Origin of the sequence: Clostridium sp. YIM B02555, assembly GCF_022320955.1 — a bacterium.
Classification (GTDB): domain Bacteria; phylum Bacillota; class Clostridia; order Clostridiales; family Clostridiaceae; genus Clostridium; species Clostridium saccharoperbutylacetonicum.
On the sequence record NZ_JAKJJY010000020.1, the window covers coordinates 25737 to 48240 of the forward strand.

19 protein-coding genes and 1 other annotated feature are annotated in these 22504 nt (G+C 31.0%); of the genes, 17 read left to right on the forward strand and 2 right to left on the reverse strand.

Annotation, left to right across the window (positions count from 1 at the left end; translation table 11 throughout):
* Window positions 1-143 precede the first annotated feature (143 nt).
* The 11 genes from aroB (at window position 144) to L3B98_RS21855 (ending at window position 11399) form a co-directional block, all read left to right on the forward strand.
* Window positions 144-1208, forward strand: a complete 1065-nt coding sequence (gene aroB, locus L3B98_RS21805) for a 3-dehydroquinate synthase (protein ID WP_238918243.1) — start codon at window positions 144-146, stop codon at window positions 1206-1208.
* A 35-nt stretch (window positions 1209-1243) separates the two neighbouring features.
* A complete protein-coding gene (gene aroA / locus L3B98_RS21810) occupies window positions 1244-2554 on the forward strand; it encodes a 3-phosphoshikimate 1-carboxyvinyltransferase (protein ID WP_238918244.1) in 1311 nt (436 codons plus the stop codon).
* On the forward strand, window positions 2532-3608 hold the full coding sequence (aroC, locus tag L3B98_RS21815; protein WP_238918245.1) for a chorismate synthase: 1077 nt from the start codon (window positions 2532-2534) through the stop codon (window positions 3606-3608). Before aroA ends, aroC begins: the two co-directional genes overlap by 23 nt.
* A 113-nt stretch (window positions 3609-3721) precedes the next feature.
* Window positions 3722-4858 carry a prephenate dehydratase gene (pheA, locus tag L3B98_RS21820; protein ID WP_238918246.1) on the forward strand — a complete coding sequence of 379 codons (1137 nt, stop codon included), beginning with the start codon at window positions 3722-3724 and terminating at the stop codon, window positions 4856-4858.
* A 19-nt stretch (window positions 4859-4877) separates the two neighbouring features.
* Window positions 4878-5747, forward strand: coding sequence for a shikimate dehydrogenase (locus L3B98_RS21825; RefSeq protein WP_238918247.1), 870 nt, complete (start codon window positions 4878-4880; stop codon window positions 5745-5747).
* Window positions 5748-5877: 130 nt separating this feature from the next.
* Window positions 5878-6396 (forward strand): shikimate kinase, encoded by a 519-nt coding sequence (locus L3B98_RS21830; protein ID WP_077366356.1) that lies wholly within the window; start codon window positions 5878-5880, stop codon window positions 6394-6396.
* Between the two features lie 142 nt (window positions 6397-6538).
* On the forward strand, window positions 6539-7552 hold the full coding sequence (gene aroF, locus L3B98_RS21835; protein WP_015395355.1) for a 3-deoxy-7-phosphoheptulonate synthase: 1014 nt from the start codon (window positions 6539-6541) through the stop codon (window positions 7550-7552).
* Window positions 7553-7571: 19 nt separating this feature from the next.
* On the forward strand, window positions 7572-8405 hold the full coding sequence (locus tag L3B98_RS21840; protein WP_238918248.1) for a prephenate dehydrogenase: 834 nt from the start codon (window positions 7572-7574) through the stop codon (window positions 8403-8405).
* A 370-nt stretch (window positions 8406-8775) separates the two neighbouring features.
* Window positions 8776-9060: a putative quinol monooxygenase gene (locus L3B98_RS21845; protein ID WP_015395353.1), complete on the forward strand. Its 285-nt coding sequence runs from the start codon at window positions 8776-8778 to the stop codon at window positions 9058-9060.
* A 97-nt stretch (window positions 9061-9157) separates the two neighbouring features.
* Window positions 9158-10657, forward strand: a complete 1500-nt coding sequence (locus L3B98_RS21850; protein ID WP_238918249.1) for a UbiD family decarboxylase — start codon at window positions 9158-9160, stop codon at window positions 10655-10657.
* Between the two features lie 184 nt (window positions 10658-10841).
* Window positions 10842-11399: a UbiX family flavin prenyltransferase gene (locus L3B98_RS21855; RefSeq protein ID WP_238918250.1), complete on the forward strand. Its 558-nt coding sequence runs from the start codon at window positions 10842-10844 to the stop codon at window positions 11397-11399.
* Between the two features lie 221 nt (window positions 11400-11620).
* On the opposite strand, the gene L3B98_RS21860 is transcribed toward L3B98_RS21855, so the two are convergent.
* Entirely contained in the window at window positions 11621-12511 is an 891-nt protein-coding gene (locus L3B98_RS21860) for a LysR family transcriptional regulator (RefSeq protein ID WP_015395350.1), read from the reverse strand.
* A gap of 371 nt (window positions 12512-12882) precedes the next feature.
* On the opposite strand from L3B98_RS21860, the gene L3B98_RS21865 reads away from it, so the two are divergent.
* Both L3B98_RS21865 and L3B98_RS21870 read left to right on the forward strand, forming a co-directional pair.
* The gene (locus tag L3B98_RS21865) at window positions 12883-14892 is read left to right on the forward strand and encodes an FAD-dependent oxidoreductase (RefSeq protein ID WP_238918251.1); all 2010 of its coding nucleotides are present in this window, start codon (window positions 12883-12885) and stop codon (window positions 14890-14892) included.
* A gap of 262 nt (window positions 14893-15154) precedes the next feature.
* Window positions 15155-15407: a binding site (T-box leader), on the forward strand.
* 193 nt (window positions 15408-15600) lie between these two features.
* Window positions 15601-15774, forward strand: coding sequence for a hypothetical protein (locus L3B98_RS21870; RefSeq protein ID WP_015395348.1), 174 nt, complete (start codon window positions 15601-15603; stop codon window positions 15772-15774).
* A gap of 175 nt (window positions 15775-15949) precedes the next feature.
* Here the strand turns inward: L3B98_RS21870 and L3B98_RS21875 are convergent, their stop codons facing one another.
* A complete protein-coding gene (locus L3B98_RS21875) occupies window positions 15950-16831 on the reverse strand; it encodes a LysR family transcriptional regulator (RefSeq protein WP_015395347.1) in 882 nt (293 codons plus the stop codon).
* Window positions 16832-17115: 284 nt separating this feature from the next.
* Here L3B98_RS21875 and L3B98_RS21880 point away from each other — a divergent pair, with 284 nt between their 5' ends.
* The 4 genes from L3B98_RS21880 (at window position 17116) to L3B98_RS21895 (ending at window position 22353) form a co-directional block, all read left to right on the forward strand.
* Window positions 17116-17997, forward strand: a complete 882-nt coding sequence (locus tag L3B98_RS21880) for a sugar phosphate isomerase/epimerase family protein (protein ID WP_238918252.1) — start codon at window positions 17116-17118, stop codon at window positions 17995-17997.
* 88 nt (window positions 17998-18085) lie between these two features.
* Window positions 18086-20008: an FAD-dependent oxidoreductase gene (locus L3B98_RS21885; protein ID WP_238918253.1), complete on the forward strand. Its 1923-nt coding sequence runs from the start codon at window positions 18086-18088 to the stop codon at window positions 20006-20008.
* 43 nt (window positions 20009-20051) lie between these two features.
* Entirely contained in the window at window positions 20052-20921 is an 870-nt protein-coding gene (gene aroE, locus L3B98_RS21890; protein WP_015395344.1) for a shikimate dehydrogenase, read from the forward strand.
* Between the two features lie 223 nt (window positions 20922-21144).
* Window positions 21145-22353 carry an MFS transporter gene (locus L3B98_RS21895; RefSeq protein ID WP_015395343.1) on the forward strand — a complete coding sequence of 403 codons (1209 nt, stop codon included), beginning with the start codon at window positions 21145-21147 and terminating at the stop codon, window positions 22351-22353.
* Window positions 22354-22504: the final 151 nt, after the last annotated feature.

The following is a 22504-nucleotide window of genomic DNA, read 5'->3' on the forward strand; positions in this document are numbered from 1 at the left end:
AAAAAACTGAAAATATCTTTTTAATGAGTTTTTAATGTTTATATAAGTTTTTAATATCAAATTTTATTGATATTTTATGGGACTCATTATATATGAGTCCCATTTTTTTTAAAATTAATTCAAAATATAGGGGGCAAAATGAGATGGAAGATTTGATTGTCGAACTTGGTGAAAGAAGTTATCCAATTATTATTCAAAAGGGATTAATTGATAAGACAGGCTCAGAAATTAACAAAATTTATCAAGGGAAAAAAATATTTATATTAACCGATAAGAATGTAAATTATCACTATGGAGACAGAGTTAAAGAATCGCTAATTAAGTCAGGCTATGAAGTGAAATTGATGGCTCTAGAGCCAGGAGAAGAAACTAAAGCCTTTAACACACTTCCAGTTGTATACAATGAACTTCTGGATTTTAAGCTTACAAGGAGTGATTTGATAATTACGCTTGGTGGTGGAGTAATTGGGGATCTTGGTGGATTTGTAGCAGCCACTTTCTTAAGAGGTGTTAGTTTTGTTCAAATGCCAACATCATTACTTGCTCAAGTTGATAGCAGTGTAGGTGGAAAAGTTGCTGTAGATTTAGAAAGAGGTAAAAATTTAGTAGGAAGTTTTTATCATCCAAAGTTAGTTTTAATTGATCCAGAAGTTTTAGAAACTTTAAGTGAAAGATTTTTTAGAGATGGGATGGCTGAAGTCATAAAGTATGGATGCATAAAAGATAAGGATTTCTTTTACTTTTTGAAAGGTTTAAAAAATAAAGAAGAAGTTATGCACAATATAGAAATGATTATCCACAAATGTTGCTTTATAAAAAAATGTGTTGTGGAAAACGATGAAAAAGATACTGGGGAAAGAATGTTACTAAATTTTGGTCATACCTTAGGCCATGCTATTGAAACTTATTACAACTTTAAAAAGTTTACTCATGGAGAAGCAGTTGCAATAGGAATGTATGAGATAAGTAAGATAGCAGAAAAGAAAAAACTTACAGCTAAAGGTGTAAGTAAAGAAATAAAAGAAATATTAGAACAATATATTCTTCCATATGAAGTAGAAATAGCCGATAGTTCAGCAATTCTTGATACTATAGCTTTAGATAAAAAAAATATAGATAATGTCTTAAAAGTAGTGCTATTAAAAGAAATAGGAGAATCATACCTAGAAAAAACCAACGTAGAATTTTTCGAAACTCAAAACTTTTAACTCATAACTCAAAACTGATAAAACGGGGGCGTATAATGGGAACTTTTAAAATTATTCCAACTAAATTAAAGGGTGAGGTAAAAATACCTCCATCGAAAAGTATGGCGCATAGAGCTGTAATATGTGCAGCTTTAGGAAATGGGATTAGTAAGGTTACTAACATAGATTATTCAGATGACATTATAGCTACTATTGAAGCTATGTCGGCATTAGGTGCAAAAATAGCAAAAAAAGATGATCATCTTGAAGTTTGTGGTATCAAAAGTACTGAAAATATTGAAGCTAATAAAGTAAAAAAAGAAAGAATAATTGATTGTAATGAATCGGGTTCAACTTTAAGATTTTTAGTGCCAATAGCAGCTTTATTTGATGGTGTTAATAGATTTGTTGGTAGAGGTAATTTAGGAAAAAGACCTTTGGATACCTATTACAACATATTTAATGAGCAAAATATAAAATATTCTTTTAAAGAAGATATATTAGATTTAAAAACAGAAGGTAAACTTAAGTCAGGAGAATTTAAAGTTAAAGGAAATATTAGTTCTCAATTTATAACAGGCTTGTTATTTACCCTTCCATTATTAGAAGGAGATTCAAAAATAATAATAACAACAGAAATGGAATCAAAGGGGTATATTGATTTAACTTTAAGTGCAATGAAAGATTTTGGTATAGAAATTATTAATAATAATTATGAAGAATTTATAATTAGAGGAAATCAAACATATAAGAGTAGAGATTATAGAGTTGAAGGCGACTATTCTCAAGCAGCATTTTTCTTTTGTGCAGATGCACTTTCTAATGAAGTAATCCTTAATGATTTAAAATTAGATTCTCTTCAAGGTGATAAAGAAGTAATTGATATTTTAACAAGAATGGGAGTTACCATAAGCAATAAAAATAATGGAATTATTGGAACAACTGCTGAGGGAAAATTAAAAGCAACTATTATTGATGGATCTCAATGTCCAGATATAATTCCAGTAGTTTCTTTAGTAGCAGCTTTAGGATCAGGAAAAACAGAAATAATAAATGCTGGAAGACTTAGAATAAAAGAATGCGATAGATTAGCTGCTGTAACTTCTGAACTTAATAAGTTAGGGGCAAAGATTACTGAAAAAGAAGATGGATTAATAATTGAAGGTGTGAAAGAGTTAAAAGGTGGAGCTGAAGTTTGGAGTCATAAGGATCATAGAATAGCTATGACTATAGCTATAGCAGCTACTATATGTAAAGAACCTGTAATACTTAGAGATTATGAATGTGTTTCTAAGTCATATCCTCAGTTTTGGGATGATTATAAAAATTTAGGAGGTGTATTTGATGAGTGGAATGTGGGGAAATAAATTAAAGGTTTCGATATTTGGTGAATCGCATGGAGTCGGAATTGGAATTACAATCGATGGACTTCCACCTGGTGTGGAAATAAATATGGAAGAAGTTATGAAGGAAATGGCTAGACGTGCACCAGGAAAAAGCAATTTGTCTACTGCAAGAAAAGAAGCAGATCAGCCAGAAATACTAAGTGGATTTTTTGAAGGAAAAACTACTGGAACTCCTCTTTGTGCAGTAATTAGAAATGCAGATATGCATTCAAGAGATTATGGGAAACTTAAAGATTTAATGAGACCAGGGCATGCTGATTATCCTGGATTCATAAGATATAAAGGTTTCAATGATTACAGAGGTGGAGGGCATTTCTCAGGAAGAATTACTGCACCCCTAGTATTTGCAGGAGCTATATGTAAACAAGTTTTACAAGATAAAGGAATTAATATAGGAGCTCATGTGAAAAGCATAGGAAATATTGAAGATAAAAGCTTTTATGATGTGAAAGTAGATAAGGAATTATTAGCCAATTTAAAGCTAAAAGAATTACCTCTTTTAGTACCAGAAAAAGAAGAAGAAATGAGAAAGTTAATTTTAGAAGCAAAAAAAGAACAAGATTCTACTGGAGGAACAATTGAATGTACCATTCTTGGCATAAAAGCTGGGATTGGAAATCCGTTTTTTGATTCAGTTGAATCAACATTAGCTCATTTAATGTTTTCTGTGCCTGCAGTTAAAGGAATAGAATTTGGAAAAGGCTTTGAAATGAGTAAGTTTCGTGGTTCAGAATGTAATGATGAATATTATTATGACAATGGTGAAGTTAAAACTTATACAAATAATAATGGTGGTATTACTGGTGGAATAACTAATGGAATGCCAATACTATTTAAAGTTGGAATAAAACCAACAGCATCAATATCAAAAATTCAGCGAACAATAGATATTTCAGAACAAAAGGAAGCAGAACTTGTAATAGAAGGAAGACATGATCCGTGCATAGTACAAAGAGCTGTTCCAGTTATTGAAGCAGTTACAGCAATAGGAATACTTGACCTTTTAATCAGTTAAAAGTTACACCTATAAAAGAGCAGCTGTGCTGCAATACGGAACAATTACGCAATACGGAACTTTTATGTAATTAGGAACTTTAAATTAGTTATGAGTTGTGAGGAGTAGGTGAAATGTCAGAGTTAGATGATTATAGAGATACAATTGATGAAATAGATAAAAAAATTACAGAATTATTTGAAAAGAGAATGGATGTAGTACTTAAAGTTGGTGAATATAAGAAGAAGAACAATTTGCCAGTATTAGATGAAAGTAGAGAAAAACAAGTAATTGAAAAAAATCTAGGGTATCTTAAGGATAAAGCTTATGAAGAAGGAGCAAGGAAATTTTTCATAAATATTATGGAAATTGCTAAGGGGTTTGAACAGGAAAAAACAAAGTATAATGGTTCTGAATGTGAAGAACTTAAAATTAACAAAAGTAGAAATGGTGTAGGAATTGGATACTATGGAGTAAGTGGATCTTTTACAGAAGAAGCAATGTTCAAATATTTTGGCAATAATGAAGAGGCAAAGGCTTATGATGAATTTGAAAATGTTTTTGCTGCAGTTAAAAAAGATGAGATTAAGTATGGTGTTGTACCAATAGAAAATTCTTCAACAGGTGCTATTTCAGATGTTTATGACTTGTTGTATAAATATGGTTTCTATATACTTGGAGAAGTTTGTATAAGAATAAATCAAAATTTAGTTGGAATAAAGGGAACAACGTTAGAAACTATAAGTGAAGTGTATTCACATCCGCAGGGATTTAGTCAAAGCACAGAATTCTTAAAGTCTTATAGGGATTGGGAATTGATACCTTATCATAGTACAGCTAATAGTGCTAAGTTAGTTAATGAATTAAAAGACAAAAGGAAAGCAGCAATTGCAAGTAAAAGAGTAGCTAACATATATGATTTAGAAATAATAAAAGAAAATATAAATAATCAATCAGAAAATTTTACTAGATTCATAGTTATTGGTAAAGAACTTGAAAGAAATCCAAAAGCAGATAAAGTAAGCGTGGTATTTTCTCTTGATGATGAAGCTGGAACCTTATATAAATTATTGCGTCATTTTGCAGAAAATAATATAAATATGATAAAGATAGAGTCACGACCTATGAAACATGGTCCGTGGAAGTATTTCTTATATGTAGATTTTGAAGGAAATCTATATTCAGATGAGGTAACAAAAGCACTAACATTAATTAAACAAAATAGTCCTTATTTTAAAATGTTAGGAGCTTATGAAACAAATATTAATTAATTATTTTAGGAGGAGTATTATGGAAAAAAGAATTTCTGGATCTACAGCATTATATTGCTTGATAGGATCACCAGTAGATCATTCTGGATCGCCAGCTATGTACAACTACAGTTTTCAAAAATTGGGTATAGATTCTGCCTATGTAGCTTTTGACATTTCAGAAGAAAAAGCATCTGATGCTATTGCAGCCTTTAAAACTTTGAATATAAGAGGTGCAAATGTAACTATGCCATGTAAAAGTGAAGTTGTTAAGTATATGGATGAATTATCTCCAGCAGCTCGTATTATTGGAGCAGTGAATGCTATTATTAATGAAAGTGGAAAATTAACTGGTCATATAACAGATGGTGTTGGATTTGTACGTAATTTAAAGGAACATGGAGTAGATATAAAAGGTAAAATAATTACTGTTTTAGGTGCTGGTGGCGCTGCAACAGCCATCGTAGTTCAATGTGCACTAGATGGTGCTAAAGAAATTAATATTTTTAACATAAAGGATGCTTTTTATCAAAAGGCTGAGAAAACTATTGAAAATATAAAAAAAGAAGTGCCTGAATGTGTTGTAAACTTATGTGATTTAGAGGATACACAAAAACTTAATGAGCAAATTGCAGCTAGTGATATTTTAGTTAATGCAACACGTGTGGGAATGCATCCAAATGAAGAAGAATCTCCAATAAAAGATACAAATGTTTTCACAAAGGAATTAGTTGTAGCTGATGTTGTTTATAATCCAAGGAAAACGAAGCTTTTAGAGGATGCTGAGGCAGCTGGATGTACAATAGTTCCTGGTATAGGTATGCTGTTATGGCAAGGGGCAGAAGCTTTTAAATTATATACTGGATTAGAAATGCCTGCAGATGAAGTTAATGAATTGTATTTTAAATAATTTTAAGTTCAATTTATTAAGCAATTGAGGCAGAGGAAAGATGATAAATATATCCATAGATTCAATGTAATGTAAAGAACTATGTTCTTATATTAATAAATAATTTAAATAATTAGGAGGAAGGTTAGATATGAAAAACAAAATAGTTATAATTGGTATGCCAGGTAGCGGGAAAACGACACTTGGAAAAATGTTAGCTGAAGAATTAAATATAAAATTCTTTGACATGGATGAATACATTGTAGAGAAAACAGGAAAAACAACCATACAACTTTTTGAAAATGGTGAAGAATTTTTTAGAGATATTGAATCAGAAACCTGCAAAGAATTAGCTGGATACAGTAATGTATTAATTTCTACAGGAGGTGGAGTTATAAAAAGAAAAGCTAATATAGATACTTTAAATAAGGAAGGGTTAATTATTTTTATTGATAGGCCTGTTGAAAATATTCTAGGAGATGTAGATGTTTCGTTTAGACCACTTCTTAAAGATGGAAAAGAGAAGTTATTAAAACTATATGATGAAAGATATTCACTTTACAATGAATATGCTGAAGAAATAGTTAAAAATGATAGTGATATTAGAGTGGTAATTGATAAAATTAAAGAAGTAATAGACAATAATGAAAATGTAAGTATAAATGATTAAGTTTCTATTGACCTATAAAGAAAAGTATTACAACAAATATTGAAATTATATGTAAATTTGAATTAATATTATGTAGTAGATTAGTAGGATAGTAGATTTAGAAGAAAAAATAGTTTTTTAGTAGTATAGGAGGAAACAAAAAATGATAATTATAATGAAACCAAAAGCAAGCGAAGAGGAAATTAGAAAAATTAAAGAAATAATTGAAGGAAAGGGATTAGAAGTTAATCTTTCTAAAGGAGACACATACTATATTATAGGTGTTGTAGGAGATACTTCTATAATAGATCCAAAGAAGATGCAAGTACTTAAAGGGGTAGATAGAGTTATGAAGGTTCAAGAACCTTTCAAGAAGGCAAATAGAAGATTTAAACCGGAAGATACAGTTATTGATATTAAGGGTTCAGTAATTGGAGGGAGTCGTTTAGGAGTAATGGCAGGGCCATGCTCTGTTGAAAGTGAAGAACAAATTGTTGAAGTAGCTAAAAGAGTAAAAGCTGCAGGAGCAAACTTCTTAAGAGGAGGAGCTTTTAAACCAAGAACTTCTCCATATAGTTTTCAAGGCTTAGAACTTGAAGGATTAAAACTATTAAAAACAGCAAAACAAGAAACAGGACTTCCAATAGTTACAGAACTTATGTCAACTGATTATATAGATACTTTTGTTGAAAATGTTGATGTTATTCAAATTGGTGCAAGAAATATGCAAAACTTTGATTTATTAAAGCAAATTGGAAAAACTAATAAACCAATTTTATTAAAGAGAGGTTTATCAGCTACTATAGAAGAATGGTTAATGTCGGCAGAATATATTATGGCAGGTGGTAATGAAAATGTAATTCTTTGTGAAAGAGGAGTTAGAACTTTTGAAACAATTACTAGAAATACTTTGGATTTACAGGCTATTCCAGTAATTAAAAGATTATCACATTTACCTATTATTATTGATCCAAGCCATGCAGGAGGATATGCTTATTTAGTAGAACCTATGGCAAAGGCAGCAGTTATAGCTGGAAGTGATGGACTTATGATAGAAGTTCATAATGATCCTGAAAATGCATTAAGCGATGGGCAACAATCTCTTACACCAGATCAATTCGATAAATTGATGGATAAAGTTAAAGTTGTAGCAAATATGGAAGGAAAAGAAATTTAAATTTTCTGGGGGGCTAAATATGAAAATTGTAGTTGTTGGTCTTGGCGTAATTGGTGGTTCCTTTACTATGGCTTTAAAAGAAGCAGGATACAATGATGTTTATGGAATAGACACTAATGAGGAAACATTAGTAAAAGCTAAAAAATTAGGATTAATTAAAGAAGGATTTACTAGCGGAGAAGAAATAGTTAAAGATGCTGATTTAATAATTATGTCTTTATATCCAAGGTTAGTTAAAAAGTTTATTAATGATAACAAAGACAATTTTAAAGATGGCGCAGTAATAACAGATGCCACTGGAATAAAGAAGATGTTCATTGGCCATATAGTAGAAATTTTACCAAGTAATATTGACTTTGTTTTTGGACATCCAATGGCAGGAAGAGAAAAGAAAGGAATAGATTTTGCTACTAGCGAAGTATTTAAAGGTGCAAACTATATTTTAACTCCAGTAGATAGAAATAAAGAAGAAAATCTTAAACTTATAGAAGATTTAGCATATGAAATAGGTTTTAAGAGAGTTAGAAGGATAAATCCAGAATATCATGATGAAATGATAGGATTTACAAGTCAATTACCACATGCATTAGCAGTTGCATTAGTGAATAGTGATGTGGAAGGAAGAGATACTGGAAGTTTTATTGGTGATAGTTATAGAGATTTAACTAGAATAGCTAACATTAATGAAGATTTATGGAGTGAACTTTTCTTGGGAAATAAAGAAAATTTACTTATGAGTATACAAAACTTTGAAAATGAGTTAGACAAAATAAAATATGCAATTAAAGATAATGATATAGAGTCATTAAAAGAATTATTTATAAAATCTACAAAAAGACGTGAAAAGTTATAGTAGAATTAGGAAGGCAAAGTAACTTTGGACTTTTTGGATAATAATTTGTTATAAGTAGAAAAATTGAAAAGATAGAGTGTTTTGAATTGAGTAGCATCACTTATGATTAAATTTTAATTATAAGTGATGCTATTTTATATGGTTAAAATCTATAGATTTTAATGTAATTAGTTATTAGATTTTATTTGTGATTTTGCTGTAAAATTATAAGTAAGGTATTATATACTTTCTAAATAACAACACAATAATTAATAGTGATTTTAAAATTCTTCATGTGGTTTTAGAAGTCTTGAAAGGATTTCATCAATCACTGTTAATTGTTAATTGGAATATATATAATAATTTTAATAAGTTAGAAAGAGGGAATAATATGATAAGAATAGTAGCACAAAGTGTAGTTAAAGATGACAAGAGAGAAGAATATATTCAATTAGCAAAAGAATTAATTGAAAAGAGTAAGCAAGAACAAGGATGTATTTCATATGGGTTGTTTCAAGATATAAATAATCCATCTATAATTACGTTTATAGAAGATTGGGAAGATCAAAATGCGATTGATTTACATAATAAAACTGAGCATTTTAAAAGAATAGTTCCTTTATTTGCTGATTTACGAGTAAGTAAAGGAGATGTAAATTTATACAGGGAAGTATAATCATATTGCAACTATATATAAATTCTGATTAAAACTCTAAGTTTTGATCAGAAAATTAATTTTGAAATTGGTGCATTTAAGGAAGGAGGAGTCTAAAATGTCAACTGAAGAATCAAAAATAACAGATTTACGTTCTGCATTGGAACGTCTAAAAGAAGTTCCAGGACAATTAATTGAGACTAGTGAACAAGCAGATCCTAATGCTGAAATATCAGGTGTTTATCGCTATATAGGTGCAGGTGGTACGGTAATGCGACCAACAAGAATTGGACCGGCAATGATATTTAATAATGTTAAGGGGCATGAAGATGCAAGAGTTCTTATCGGTCTTTTGGCTAGCAGAGAAAGAGTTGGTTTAATGCTTGATTCAAAACCAGAACGTCTAGGGTTTCTTTTAAATGAAGCAGTTAAGCATCCAATTCAACCAATAGTTATAAAGGAAAAACCTAAATGTCAAGAGGTAGTTCATTATGCAGATGAACCAGGTTTTGATATTAGAAAATTAGTTCCTGCACCGACTAATACAGAAGAGGATGCAGGTCCATATATAACCTTGGGTATGTGCTATGCATCAGACCCTGAAAATGGTGATTCAGATATTACAATACATCGCCTATGTTTACAAAGCAAAGATGAAATGTCCATGTTCTTTACTCCAGGGGCTCGTCATTTGGGTGTGTTTCGTGAAAAAGCTGAAAAGTTAGGGAAGCCATTACCAATTTCTATTAGTATAGGAGTTGATCCTGCAATAGAAATTGCAGCTTGCTTTGAACCTCCGACAACACCAATTGGTTTTAATGAATTAAGCATTGCTGGAGCTATTAGAAATAAAGCTGTTGAATTAACTCAGTGTTTAACAATTGATGAAAGAGCAATTGCAAATGCTGAATATGTTATAGAAGGTGAATTAATTCCAAATGTGCGTATTAGAGAAGATCAAAACTCAAATACAGGAAAAGCTATGCCAGAATTTCCTGGTTATACAGGCCCGGCTTGTGCTGAAATACCAGTAATAAAAGTAAAAGCTGTTACTCATCGTATAAATCCAATAATGCAAACTTGCATTGGACCAAGCGAAGAACATGTTAGTATGGCAGGTATTCCAACAGAAGCAAGCATACTTCAAATGGTAGAAAAAGCCATGCCTGGTAGGCTGTTAAATGTGTATGCACATTCATCAGGTGGCGGAAAATATATGGCGATTTTGCAATTTAAGAAAAGTCAGCCAAGTGATGAAGGTCGTCAAAGACAAGCCGCATTATTAGCATTTTCAGCATTTTCTGAACTTAAACATATAATTATAGTTGATGAAGATGTTGATCCGTTTGATAGTAATGATGTAATGTGGGCTTTAAATACACGTTACCAAGGTGATGTTGATACAATATTTATTCCGGGAGTACGTTGTCATCCACTAGATCCTTCACAAGATCCAGAATATAGTGCATCAATTAAAGATAAAGGAATTTCTTGTAAGACAATCTTTGATTGCACTGTGCCATATGCACTTAAAGATAAATTCCAAAGAGCAAAATTTAAAGATGTAGATCCAGCTCGTTTTGCGCCAGAATTATTTAAGGCAGAAACAAATAAATAACTTTTGCATTATAGAGATGTCAGCTGAAATACTAAGAAAAAATTTTTCTGAAAACTTTGTTATATGTTATAGTATACATATAGATAAGTTAATAAAACTGAAATAACTGGTGTAATGGATTTTTGCAGACAAATGATAATATAGCTGTGGGATAGATTAAAACAGCTTTAAATTGAGGTGAAATATGGAGTTAGTAGTTGGGATTACAGGTGCAACAGGAACAATTTATGGGGTTAAGCTCCTTGAAGCATTAAAACAAATAGAAAATGTAAATACCCATCTCATTATGAGTGAATGGGCTATAAAAAACTTGGAAATAGAAACAGATTATTCATTAGATTATTTACAAGAATTATCAGATTTTATTTATGATAGCAGAAATCTTGGAGCAAAGATTTCTAGTGGATCGTTTATTACAGATGGAATGATAATTTTGCCTTGTAGCATGAAGACACTTAGTTCAATAGCTAATGGATATGATGATAATTTAATTTCAAGAACTGCTGGAGTAATGTTGAAAGAAGGAAGAAAATTAATTTTATGTCCAAGAGAAACTCCATTAAGTGCAATACATTTGGAAAATATGCTTAAACTATCAAGACTTGGAGTTAGAATAATGCCACCAATGCCAGCATTTTATAATAATCCTAAAACTATAGAGGATATTGTAAATCATCATGTGACAAAAGTTTTTGATCAATTTGGGATACAGTGTTATACCGCAAAAAGATGGAATGGCTAAATGAGGATGGAAATGTTAGAGTAATTATAAAGATTTATAAAATGTTATAAAAGTGTATTTATAAAAAGATTGGCATATAATCAGCCAATCTTTTTGTATTTGCCAAGCCTGTTTGCTCAACTGAGGCTGGAAAAGAAGCCTGTGTCGTAGTTAGACTTCTATACGCATGTATATGAAAGGAAATATATCATAAAATCACTTTTGGTGGTTAGCTAATGATTTTATAAAGTTTCACTTAAATTCTTGAGGATATAGTTACGAAATTGATTTGCAGATGGAGAAATATATTTGTTCTTCATAGAAGCAAGATAAATATATCTTTTAACAATAGGATTGCTTATATGTATGATTTTTACATCGAAATTTTTTATTAAAGATATATTAGGAATAATAGCAATACCATAGTCAACGGCAACCAATCCTAAAACCGCACTGTCTTCTTCAACTTCACATATAATTTTAGGTGTAATATTAACTTTACTAAATAAACTATCAATAAGAGGGCGTATTCCACTTTCTTTATTGAAGTATACAAAAGGATAGTTAGCTAAATCTATTAAGTCAATGCTATCAAGTGAAGCTAGTTCATGATTTTTTGAAACGATTAAAACTAGCTGTTCTTCTAAAATAGGTACAAAATCTATATCAGGTTCATTTTCTACAAATGAACAGAAACCTAAATCAAATTTTTCGTTTTTTAATCCAGTAATAATATTACGAGTAGTGCCTTGAAAAAGTGAAAATGAGATATTTTTATATTTTTCATTATCTAAAAATTCTTTAATTATATTTGGCATAACATATGCTCCTAAGGTATATATGAAACCTAAATCAATTACACCAGTTGAAGAGTTAGTCAAGGCCTTCAATTTTTTTTCTCCTACTTCTAATTCATTTAAAGCACTATCAACATATTTAAGAAAAAAGCGGCCATATTTAGTCAGTTTTACATTTCTTCCATCCTTCTCAAACAAATAAGTGCCTAAATCGTTTTCTATTGTTGAAATAGCATGACTTAAACTAGGTTGAGTAATTGACAATTCTTTAGCGGCCTGAGTGTAATGTTCAAGCTTAGCTAAGACTCTAAAATATTGCAAATGATTTAAATTCATTAGAGCATCAATCCTTTCTAATATTGCTTTTTTTAAAAACTATTTAACTAAGTATACCATTATTAATAGATATAATCTATTAATAATGTAAAAAAAAGATATTAGATTAATGAATAGATAAATATTAAAATATGATTATAAGGATAGGGTTTAGTCCTATTACATAAACAAGTTAAAATTTAATCAATCAAGTTAAATTTTAAACAAATACTAAAATATCTTTGAAAAGTAAGGTTTTAACGTATTCTAATTACTATGTTTATCTTTTGGATTCGTACATTTTTCATATAAAAATACTGTTTTGTAATTGTTTGCAATGAAATAGATAAATTTAAGTAAAAATATTATACATAATAAATAGGAGGAGAATTATGAAAAATAAATATGCAAATCTTTTGTCACCAATCACTATTAATGGAATGACATTAAGGAACAGAACAGTTATGCCACCTATTGGTAGTAACTTAGCAACTGTTAGTGCAGAAGTATCAGAAGAGATGATTAAATACTATGAATTAAGAGCTAAAGGTGGCACAGGGCTTATTATTGTAGAGAATGCATGTGTTGATTTTCCTATGGGAACAAATGGAACAAAGCAGTGTAGAATTGATGATAATCAATATGTACCTGGACTATACACATTGGTTGAAAGACTTCATGCGTATGGTGCGAAGGTGTCTATTCAACTTAACCATGCAGGAGCATCAGCTTATGCAGCCAGATTGAATGGTGAACAACCGATTTCAGCATCAAATATTCCCTCAAAAACAGGTGGAACTATTCCAAGACCATTAACAGTAGATGAAATGAAAGCTATTGCTAAAAAATATGGAGAGTCTGCAGCAAGAGCTCAATTAGCAGGATTTGACTCAGTTGAGATTCATGGTGGACACTCATACCTACTTAGTCAGTTCCTTTCACCTTTATTTAATGACAGAAAAGATGAGTTTGGTGGAAGTGCTGAAAACAGAGCTAGATTTCCTAAAATGGTTATAGATGAGGTAAGAGCAGCAGTTGGTCCTAGATTCCCAATTGCAATTAGAATTAGTGCTGATGATATGATTCAAGGTGGAAATACACTAGAGGATTCCCTTGAATTAATGGAATACTTACAAGAAAAAGTTGATTTTATCAATGTTTCTATAGCACAAAATGATACTCTATATTTGCAACATGATAAGATGAGTCTTCCAGAAGGATGGAGAAGTTACATGGCTAAAGCTATAAGAGATAAATTTGACAAGCCAGTAATAACTTCAGGAAATTTCCGCACACCAGAAGTTTGTGAAGAAGTAATAGCAAAGGGAGATGCAGACCTTGTTGCTATGGGTCGTGGGTTGATAGCAGAACCATACTGGGCGAATAAAGTTGCTAATGGGGAGGAGCACCTTCTTAGAAGATGTATTTCTTGTAATATAGGATGTGCTGACCACCGTTTGGCAAAATCACAACCAATTCGTTGTACAGTTAACCCAGATCTTTTATTTGAAGATGCATACAAAGACAAGCAGGTAAAGAAATCAATTAATGTTGCAGTTATAGGTGGAGGTACTGCTGGATTAGAAGCAGCATGTACAGCAGCAGAAGTTGGATGTAATGTAACATTATTTGAAGAAAAGGATAGATTAGGTGGATTGTCTTGGATGATAGGAACAATTCCTGCGAAAAAGAAAATTCACTATTTCGTAGAATATTTAGAAAATAGAGCAAAAGAACTTCTAAATTTGAATATAAAACTTAATACAAGAGCTACAAAAGAATTATTAGATGAAGTAAAGCCAGATATTATCATAAATGCTACAGGCTCAAAGCCACTTCTTCCTCCAATATCAGGATTGAAGGAAAATGTAGATAAAGAAGGCGGAAAAGTTAAATCAACATTTGGTTTCATTGAAAATATTGATGCTTTTGATAAAGAAGACTGCAAAGGAAAGAAAATTGTAGTTGTAGGTGGTGGAGCAGTAGGTCTTGATGTTGTAGAATTTTTTGCTGAAAAGGGTGCAGATGTTTCAGATATCGAAATGCTTCCTGTAATAGGAAAAGATCTTGACACTAACACAAAACTTGATGCATACCACATGATGAAGGAAAACAATGTTAAGCAACTTACAGAAACTGCACTTCAAACTGTTAATGAAAGTTCGTTCACAGTAAAAAATTCTGATGGTAGTATTGAAGAAATAAACTTTGACTATGGATTTGTATGTCTTGGAATGAGAGCAGAAATATCTGATTTACCTATGGCTGAGGCGTATGCAGAAGAAAAGGATATAAAACTTCTTAATATTGGAGATAGTTTTAGAGCAAGAAGGATAATAAATGGTACTGAAGAAGGTAGAAATATATTAAAAACTCTAGAAGTAATGAGTGCTTTTAGATAAAAGAATATAATTGATAGGATATGAAAAAGGACTGCTGAAAAATGCAAGAAAGTTCTATCATAAACCTAAAACCATGCATCGATGAGAAATTATATCTCAGTGAATGCATGGTTTTTATTTATGAAAATTTATAAATACACATTTAGCAACGTTTTTTGCGATTTTACACTATACATAGATTATATCTATAAATAAAGCGAAAAAATCATATAAATAATATTGACAAAAACATTAAAAAAAGATATTATTAAAATAAATTAATTTAAAAGCTATGACTAAGAAGTAGTATGAAAACAATAAAATTCTTCACAGAAAGCAACCGGTTGATGAGAGGTGCGTAGAATAGTTTTTCTGAATTCATCTTATGAGCTGCCCTTTGAACTGATTTTCTAAGTAGAAGGTGCCGGTGACACCCGTTAAAAATGTAAAGTATTTATTTTAGATACTTATTGAGTTCTTCAGCGTGAGTTGTTGATAAAATTAGGTGGTAACACGATTATTAGATCGTCCTTTGAAATTTCAAAGGGCGTTTTTTTATAGAAAAAATTATTTATATAGATATTTAAGTGATCAAATATTTCATTTAAAGCAGGAGTTATGAATGGTTATGGGAAAAGTAAAATTTTATAGTTAACAAGATAGTAGATATATTATTTATAATTTAAGATAAAAAATAAGCAATAATATAAATATAAGGGGGACATAAAAATGGAAAATAATATAGTAAAAAGTAAAAAAGTAAACGAAGAAGATTTAAAGAAAGAGGTCAATAAGTATGCCAAATGTTCAGGAAAAAGCACAATCAGTGATTGTATGAAATGTCATGAAACAGAACAAGGGTGTCATGAATATTGGGCTATATGGTGTAAAGATAATGATTAAAATTCATAATCAATATAGGATAGGCAAAAGAAGATAAGGATATATAAATTTATTGAGATTTTAATAAAACTATCCCAGTCCTAATTATTATTTTGGCTTCTGCAAAATAGTTAATATTGTAGTACCAATTAGGAGAGGGATAGTTTTGATTTTTATAAAAATTAAGTATATATGATTATATTTTTGAGTGTTCAACAACAAAATCTTTAAATTTCTGGACAACTGGCGTTAATTGCCTATCTTTTATAACTGCCAAATAAAAAAATCTCTCCCAATTTGGACTTGCAATTTGAAGAACTTTCAAATTCATAGAATTTAGCATAGGCATATTGGGACAAACAGCAATTCCAAAATTCTTAGAAACCAATCCTGCTATCACTTGATCTTCTTCAACTTCATAGGCAACTTTTGGCTGTTTACCAATTTGATTGAATAAATCGTCTATTATAGGTCGAAGTCCACTTTTTTTTGTAAAAATAATTTGAGGATATGGAATAGTTTCAATTAGATCTATAGTATTTTTATTTGCAAGTGGATGATTGGTGGGAACTATTAAAACCAATTCTTGTTTGGCAATTGGAATAAAATCAATAGTATGTTCTTCTTTAATCTTAGAACAAAATGCAATATCATATTTTCTATCTTTAAGTCCTTGAATGATATCAGCAGTTACTCCAGTATGAAAGTGAAATTTAATTTCTTTTTCAGGGTACGATTGTAAAAAAGCTGAAGTTACATCTGGAACAAAATCACTTCCTAATGTCCTAAGAAAAGCTAAATCAATTATACCTTCGCCATTGCTAATTGATTTTAAAATGTTTACATTTGAGTCGAGAATTTCTAAAGATTCTTGTACAGCACCAAAGAACATTTTTCCACACTTTGTTAATACCACATTCCTGCCATCTTTTTCGAAAAGTGAAACTCCAAGTTCCTTCTCTAATGAAGAAATAGCACTACTTAAGCTTGGTTGAGTAATCATTAATTTTTCGGCAGCTTTTGTATAATGCTCTAAATGTGCCAGAGTTATAAAATAACGTAAATGATATAAATTCAATTTAGCACCTCGCTTTCATAATGTATGTATTATGGTGAAATTATAACATGACCTATATATAAAATCTATAGATTGTTAGGATATTATCAATTTGTTTTCTAAATATGCCTATAATATAATATTAATATAGATTCCAATAATATTGATTAATAAATGGGACTCAACTTTCAATCTACCGGTAGAATGATTAATGTTTTATAGAAAATAGTTTTTAGACAAAGTTCAGAAATCGATATCAATGTTATTTAGATATCAATGTTCTTAAATTGAAAGGAGTAAATACCATGAATAATGAAGTTATAAAAAATACTTATGAGGAAGGACTATGTCCGCCACTTACAGTTAGCTCATGGACATTAGGAGATCAATGTAAATTTGAGGAAAGAGTTAAGGCTGCTAAAGAAGCAGGATATGAAGGAATAGGTCTTCGTGCTGAAACATATGTGGATGCATTAAACGAAGGATTATTTGATTCTGATATTCTAGATATTCTTAAAAAATATAATATGAAAGTTACAGAAGTTGAATATATTACACTTTGGGCAGAAGATAATCGTTCTTATGAACAAAAATATAAAGAACAGTTATGTTTCCATATGTGTGAGTTATTTGGAGTTCAACATATAAATATTGGTTTAATGGAAAACTATAGTGTAGAACACACTGCACAAAAATTAAAAGAATTATGCCAAAGAGCAGGCAAGTATATAATTGGAGTAGAACCTATGCCATACAGCGGTATTCCAGATGTTAAAAAGGGATGGGCAGTAGTTGAAGCTTCTGGTTGTGACAATGCTAAACTTATCTTAGATACATGGCATTGGGCAAGAGCAAACCAAGAAAATGATATTAAATTATTAGAAGGTATTCCAGCTGATAAGATTGTATCTATTCAAATCAATGATGTTTATGAAAGACCTTATGCAAAATCTATCTTAAGAGATGAATCAATGCATGACAGACTTGCACCAGGTACAGGAATAAATGTAACAGAAGGTTTTGTTCGTATGATTAAGGAAAAAGGTATAAAACCAGCATGTATAGGTGTTGAAGTAATAAGTGATGCTATTTTAGCAAAAGGTGTTGCAGAAGCAGCTAAACACACATATGACAATACTATAAAAGTATTGGATAAGGCTTGGCCAGAAGTATCTCCTAAAAAATAAAAGTATACAATTTTAATTGTTTATTTTAAAGGAAACAAAAGATAAATAATTGTGAATTAGATTAACAATGAAAGGATGATTTGTTTTTATGAAGTTTAAGTCAATGTTTACGCCAATTAAAATTGGTCCAATGACAGTTCCAAATCGTTTTGTAGTGCCACCAATGGGTAACAATTTTGCAAATACAGATGGAACATTAAGTGATAAATCTTTAGCTTATTACCGTGAACGTGCTATTGGAGGATTTGGATTAATTACTTTTGAAGCTACGGTTGTAGATAAGAAAGCTAAGGGTGGACCACGTAAACCATGTTTATTTGAAGATAGGACTGTAGAAAGCTTTAAGAAGGTTATAGATGCTTGTCATGAGGCAGGTGCAAAAATATCCATCCAACTTCAACATGCTGGACCAGAAGGAAATGCAAAGGTTGCAGGACATCCATTAAAAGCTGCTTCTGCAATACCATCATCTTTAGGAAGAAACACGCCGATTGCTATTTCTAGAGAAGAAATATATGAACTTATAGAATTCTATGGGGATGCAGCAGTACGTGCTAAGGAAGCAGGGGCTGATGCAGTAGAAGTTCACTGTGCACATGGATATCTAGTTAATAGTTTTCTTTCGCCAAGAACTAACAAGCGTGTAGATGAATTTGGTGGTTGCTTTGAAAACAGAATGCGTTTACCACGTTTAATAATTGAAAATATCCGTAAAAAAGTTGGAGAATCTATGGCAATTCTTTGCCGTATAAACAGTTCTGACGAAGTTGACGGTGGATTAGATGTTCATGATAGTGCAACAATTGCTGCTTATTTAGAAGAGTGTGGTGTTGACGGTCTTCATGTTTCACGTGCTGTACATATCCGTGATGAATATATGTGGGCACCTACAGTTTTACATGGAGGATTTAATGCAGAGCTGGTTACAGAAATTAAACGTGCAGTTAATATTCCAGTTATTATTGTTGGGCGTTTTACTGAACCACATTATGCAGAATTATTAGTTCGTGAAGGGCGAGCTGATTTAGTAGCATTTGGACGTCAAAGTTTAGCTGATCCTCACACACCTAATAAAGCTAAAGAAGGTAAGTTAGACCAATTAAATCCTTGTATTGCTTGTTTACAGGGTTGCGTTTGCAATATGTATCAAGGAAATCCAGTTAAATGTCTTGTAAATCCATTCCTTGGTTATGAAGGTGAATTGAAGCCAGCTGAAACTAAAAAGAAAGTAATAGTTGTAGGTGGTGGAGTTGGAGGTATGCTTGCAGGATGGGCAGCAGCTGAAAGAGGTCATGATGTAACATTATTTGAGGCAACAGATACTCTTGGTGGACAAATGCGTTTAGCAGCTTATCCTCCAGGAAAAGGAGATCTTACAAATATGGTACGTAGTTATGTAGCTAAATGCGAACAATATGGAGTAAAAGTTCGTATGAATACAGAAGTAACTACTGAAATTTTAGAAGCAGAAAAACCTGATGCAGTAATTATTGCAACTGGTGCAAAGCCATTAGTACTTCCAATCCCAGGAATTAATGAATCAGGATTAATACATGCAGTAGATCTTCTTGATGGAAAACAATCTTGTGGTGAAAAGGTTCTTGTAGTAGGTGGGGGAATGGTTGGTTGTGAAACAGCTGATTTCTTAGGAGAACAAGGACATGATGTTACAGTTATTGAGCTTCGTGATAAGGTTGGAGCAGATGTGATTTCTGAACACCGCAAATTCTTAATGAAAGATTTCGAAGAATATAAGATTAAAAGCGTAACTAATGCCAAAGTTGCAAAATTCTTTGAAGGTGGAGTTGCTTATACATTAGAAGATGGGTCAGAACATACTCTTGAAGGCTTCGATTCAGTAGTACTTGCTATGGGAGCACGCAATTATGATCCATTAAGCGAAAAAGTTAAAGAAATTGTAAATGAAACTTATGTTATAGGTGATGCAGCAAGAGCTCGTAGAGCCTTAGATGCTACAGCAGAAGCAATGGAAATTGCTATGAAGTTATAAGAAAATATCTTACAATAAGATATTTAAATTGTGAGGGATATTTATGGAAAAGAGAATTTCAGGAACAACAGCTTTATATTGTTTAATTGGTACACCAATAGGTCATTCAGGATCTCCAGCTATGTATAATTATAGTTTTCAAAAGTTAGGAATAGATTCGGCGTATGTAGCTTTTGATATTTCAATAGAAAAAGTGAAGGATACTATTGCAGCTTTTAGAACATTAAATATAAAAGGCGCAAACGTAACAATGCCATGTAAAAATGAAGTTGCTAAATATATGGATGAATTATCTCCAGCAGCACGTCTAGTTGGAGCAGTTAATACTATCGTAAATGATGGAGGAAAATTAACTGGAAATATTACAGATGGTGTTGGATTCGTGCGTAACTTGAAAGAGCATGGAGTAGATATAAAGAATAAGAAAATTACTATTTTAGGTGCAGGTGGTGCTGCAACAGCAATTCAAGTTCAATGTGCTTTAGATGGAGCCAAGGAAATTAATACCTTCAATATAAAAGATGATTTTTATAAAAAAGCTGAGAAAACTATTGAAAATATTAGAAAAGAAGTTTCAGAATGTGTTTTAAATTTATATGATTTAGAAGATGTGAAAAAACTTAATGAGAAAATTGCAGATAGTGATATTCTTGTAAATGCTACACATGTAGGAATGCATCCTAACGAAAATGAATCTCCAATAAAAGATATAAGGGTTTTTAGAAGAGATTTAGTTGTATCGGATGTAATATATAACCCAAGAAAAACAAAGCTTTTAGAAGAAGCTGAAGCAGCTGGCTGCAAAATAGTGACAGGTATAGGAATGCTTTTATGGCAAGGTGTAGAAGCTTTTAAATTATATACTGGGCTTGAAATGCCAGCAAAAGAAGTTGATGAATTGTTTTTTAAATAATAACTGATAAAAAATGAGTATCCCTCATAATAGGTTATAAGATTATTAATGGGTTGGATTTTTGAATCCAGCCCAACTATTAAAAGAGGTATACAAGGATTTGTTTTACAAAAAAAAGTTAAAAAATTAACATAAACTACAAGTAATATTTAGGGTTTACATAAGGAACGGAATAATTTTAATTAGTTATATATTATAAATAAATAATAAAGGGGAAAAGAAAATGAATATGAAAAAATATTATCCAACGGCATTAGCTTTATACTTTACATATTTCGTACATGGTATTGGAGTTTCAATACTAGGACAATATAAACAAAATTTTGCAGGTGCATGGGGAGCAGATAAGTTATCAAATGGTACCTTTGATGTAAGTATGGTACTTGCAGTTATAGCTGCATTAGGACTTGGACGTTTAATCACACTTCCTTTTTCAGGACCTATTTCTGATAGATTTGGAAGAAAAGTTTCAGGATTAATTGGTGTAGTTTTATATGTAGCTTACTTTATTGGTATAGCAATCGCACCAAATATGTATGTTGCTTATGCTTTTGCTCTATTAGGTGGTGCTGCTAACTCATTCTTAGATACATGTGTTACTCCATCATGCTTAGAGATATTTGTAAATTCTGGTGATGTTGCTAATATGTTTACAAAGTTCTCAATATCAATAGGTCAATTTTTACTTCCTTTTGTAATTGGTTTTATTGCTGCAAGCAATATGTCGTATACAACAATTTTCTTTGTAACAGGTATAGCATTAGCTATAGACGGTATTTTAATTGCTATTGCACCATTTCCACCTAGAAATGGAAATGTAGATTCAAAGAAAGATACACCAGTAAAATCAGAAAAGATGAAATTTACAGCAACAAGTATAGCAGTAATTTGTATCGGATTTACATGTACATCTACTTTTCAACTATGGTTAAACTGTAATCAAGAATTAGGTAAGTTATATGGTCTAGCTAATCCAAGTCAAATTCAAACTTATTATGCATTAGGATCAATGGTTGCTGTATTAGTAACAGCAGTTCTTGTAAAGAAATTTATTAAACCAGTTAGAGTACTTGTTCTTTATCCAGCAATTTCTGCAATTATGTTAATGATTATATACTTTGTGCAAACACCTGGAATTTGTCTAATTGGTGGATTTGTAATTGGATATTCAGCAGCAGGTGGTGTACTTCAGTTAGCTGTATCGACAGCAAACTCTATGTTCCCTACAAACAAAGGAAAAATTACATCTATTGTTATGATTGCGTCTAGTGTAGCAAACTATGTTATCTTAAATGCTGCAAGTTACATTTCAAAATCAGGTGGTGTAGAAGGACCTAAATATGTACTTCTATTTAATGCAATAATTACAGTAGTTGGTATAGTACTTGCATTGTATGTAAATAGACAATATGCAAAAGAAGGAATAAATTAAATTATAAAAAAGTCTATAACTTGTTGAAACAATATATTTAATTAAATATACAAAACCATCATATTTATATAAGCTACTTAAATGTGGAGTAAATATGATGGTTATTATGTAATATTGAATGTTAAATTTTATACTATCTCTGCATAAAGGT

What these genes read in the sequence shown, in the direction of transcription:
- aroB (WP_238918243.1), top strand. Translation starts at nt 144, where the DNA reads ATGGAAGATTTGATTGTCGAACTTGGTGAAAGAAGTTATCCAATTATT.
- aroA (WP_238918244.1), top strand. Translation starts at nt 1,244, where the DNA reads ATGGGAACTTTTAAAATTATTCCAACTAAATTAAAGGGTGAGGTAAAA.
- aroC (WP_238918245.1), top strand. Translation starts at nt 2,532, where the DNA reads ATGAGTGGAATGTGGGGAAATAAATTAAAGGTTTCGATATTTGGTGAA.
- pheA (WP_238918246.1), top strand. Translation starts at nt 3,722, where the DNA reads ATGTCAGAGTTAGATGATTATAGAGATACAATTGATGAAATAGATAAA.
- L3B98_RS21825 (WP_238918247.1), top strand. Translation starts at nt 4,878, where the DNA reads ATGGAAAAAAGAATTTCTGGATCTACAGCATTATATTGCTTGATAGGA.
- L3B98_RS21830 (WP_077366356.1), top strand. Translation starts at nt 5,878, where the DNA reads ATGAAAAACAAAATAGTTATAATTGGTATGCCAGGTAGCGGGAAAACG.
- aroF (WP_015395355.1), top strand. Translation starts at nt 6,539, where the DNA reads ATGATAATTATAATGAAACCAAAAGCAAGCGAAGAGGAAATTAGAAAA.
- L3B98_RS21840 (WP_238918248.1), top strand. Translation starts at nt 7,572, where the DNA reads ATGAAAATTGTAGTTGTTGGTCTTGGCGTAATTGGTGGTTCCTTTACT.
- L3B98_RS21845 (WP_015395353.1), top strand. Translation starts at nt 8,776, where the DNA reads ATGATAAGAATAGTAGCACAAAGTGTAGTTAAAGATGACAAGAGAGAA.
- L3B98_RS21850 (WP_238918249.1), top strand. Translation starts at nt 9,158, where the DNA reads ATGTCAACTGAAGAATCAAAAATAACAGATTTACGTTCTGCATTGGAA.
- L3B98_RS21855 (WP_238918250.1), top strand. Translation starts at nt 10,842, where the DNA reads ATGGAGTTAGTAGTTGGGATTACAGGTGCAACAGGAACAATTTATGGG.
- L3B98_RS21860 (WP_015395350.1), bottom strand. Translation starts at nt 12,511, where the DNA reads ATGAATTTAAATCATTTGCAATATTTTAGAGTCTTAGCTAAGCTTGAA.
- L3B98_RS21865 (WP_238918251.1), top strand. Translation starts at nt 12,883, where the DNA reads ATGAAAAATAAATATGCAAATCTTTTGTCACCAATCACTATTAATGGA.
- L3B98_RS21870 (WP_015395348.1), top strand. Translation starts at nt 15,601, where the DNA reads ATGGAAAATAATATAGTAAAAAGTAAAAAAGTAAACGAAGAAGATTTA.
- L3B98_RS21880 (WP_238918252.1), top strand. Translation starts at nt 17,116, where the DNA reads ATGAATAATGAAGTTATAAAAAATACTTATGAGGAAGGACTATGTCCG.
- L3B98_RS21885 (WP_238918253.1), top strand. Translation starts at nt 18,086, where the DNA reads ATGAAGTTTAAGTCAATGTTTACGCCAATTAAAATTGGTCCAATGACA.
- aroE (WP_015395344.1), top strand. Translation starts at nt 20,052, where the DNA reads ATGGAAAAGAGAATTTCAGGAACAACAGCTTTATATTGTTTAATTGGT.
- L3B98_RS21895 (WP_015395343.1), top strand. Translation starts at nt 21,145, where the DNA reads ATGAATATGAAAAAATATTATCCAACGGCATTAGCTTTATACTTTACA.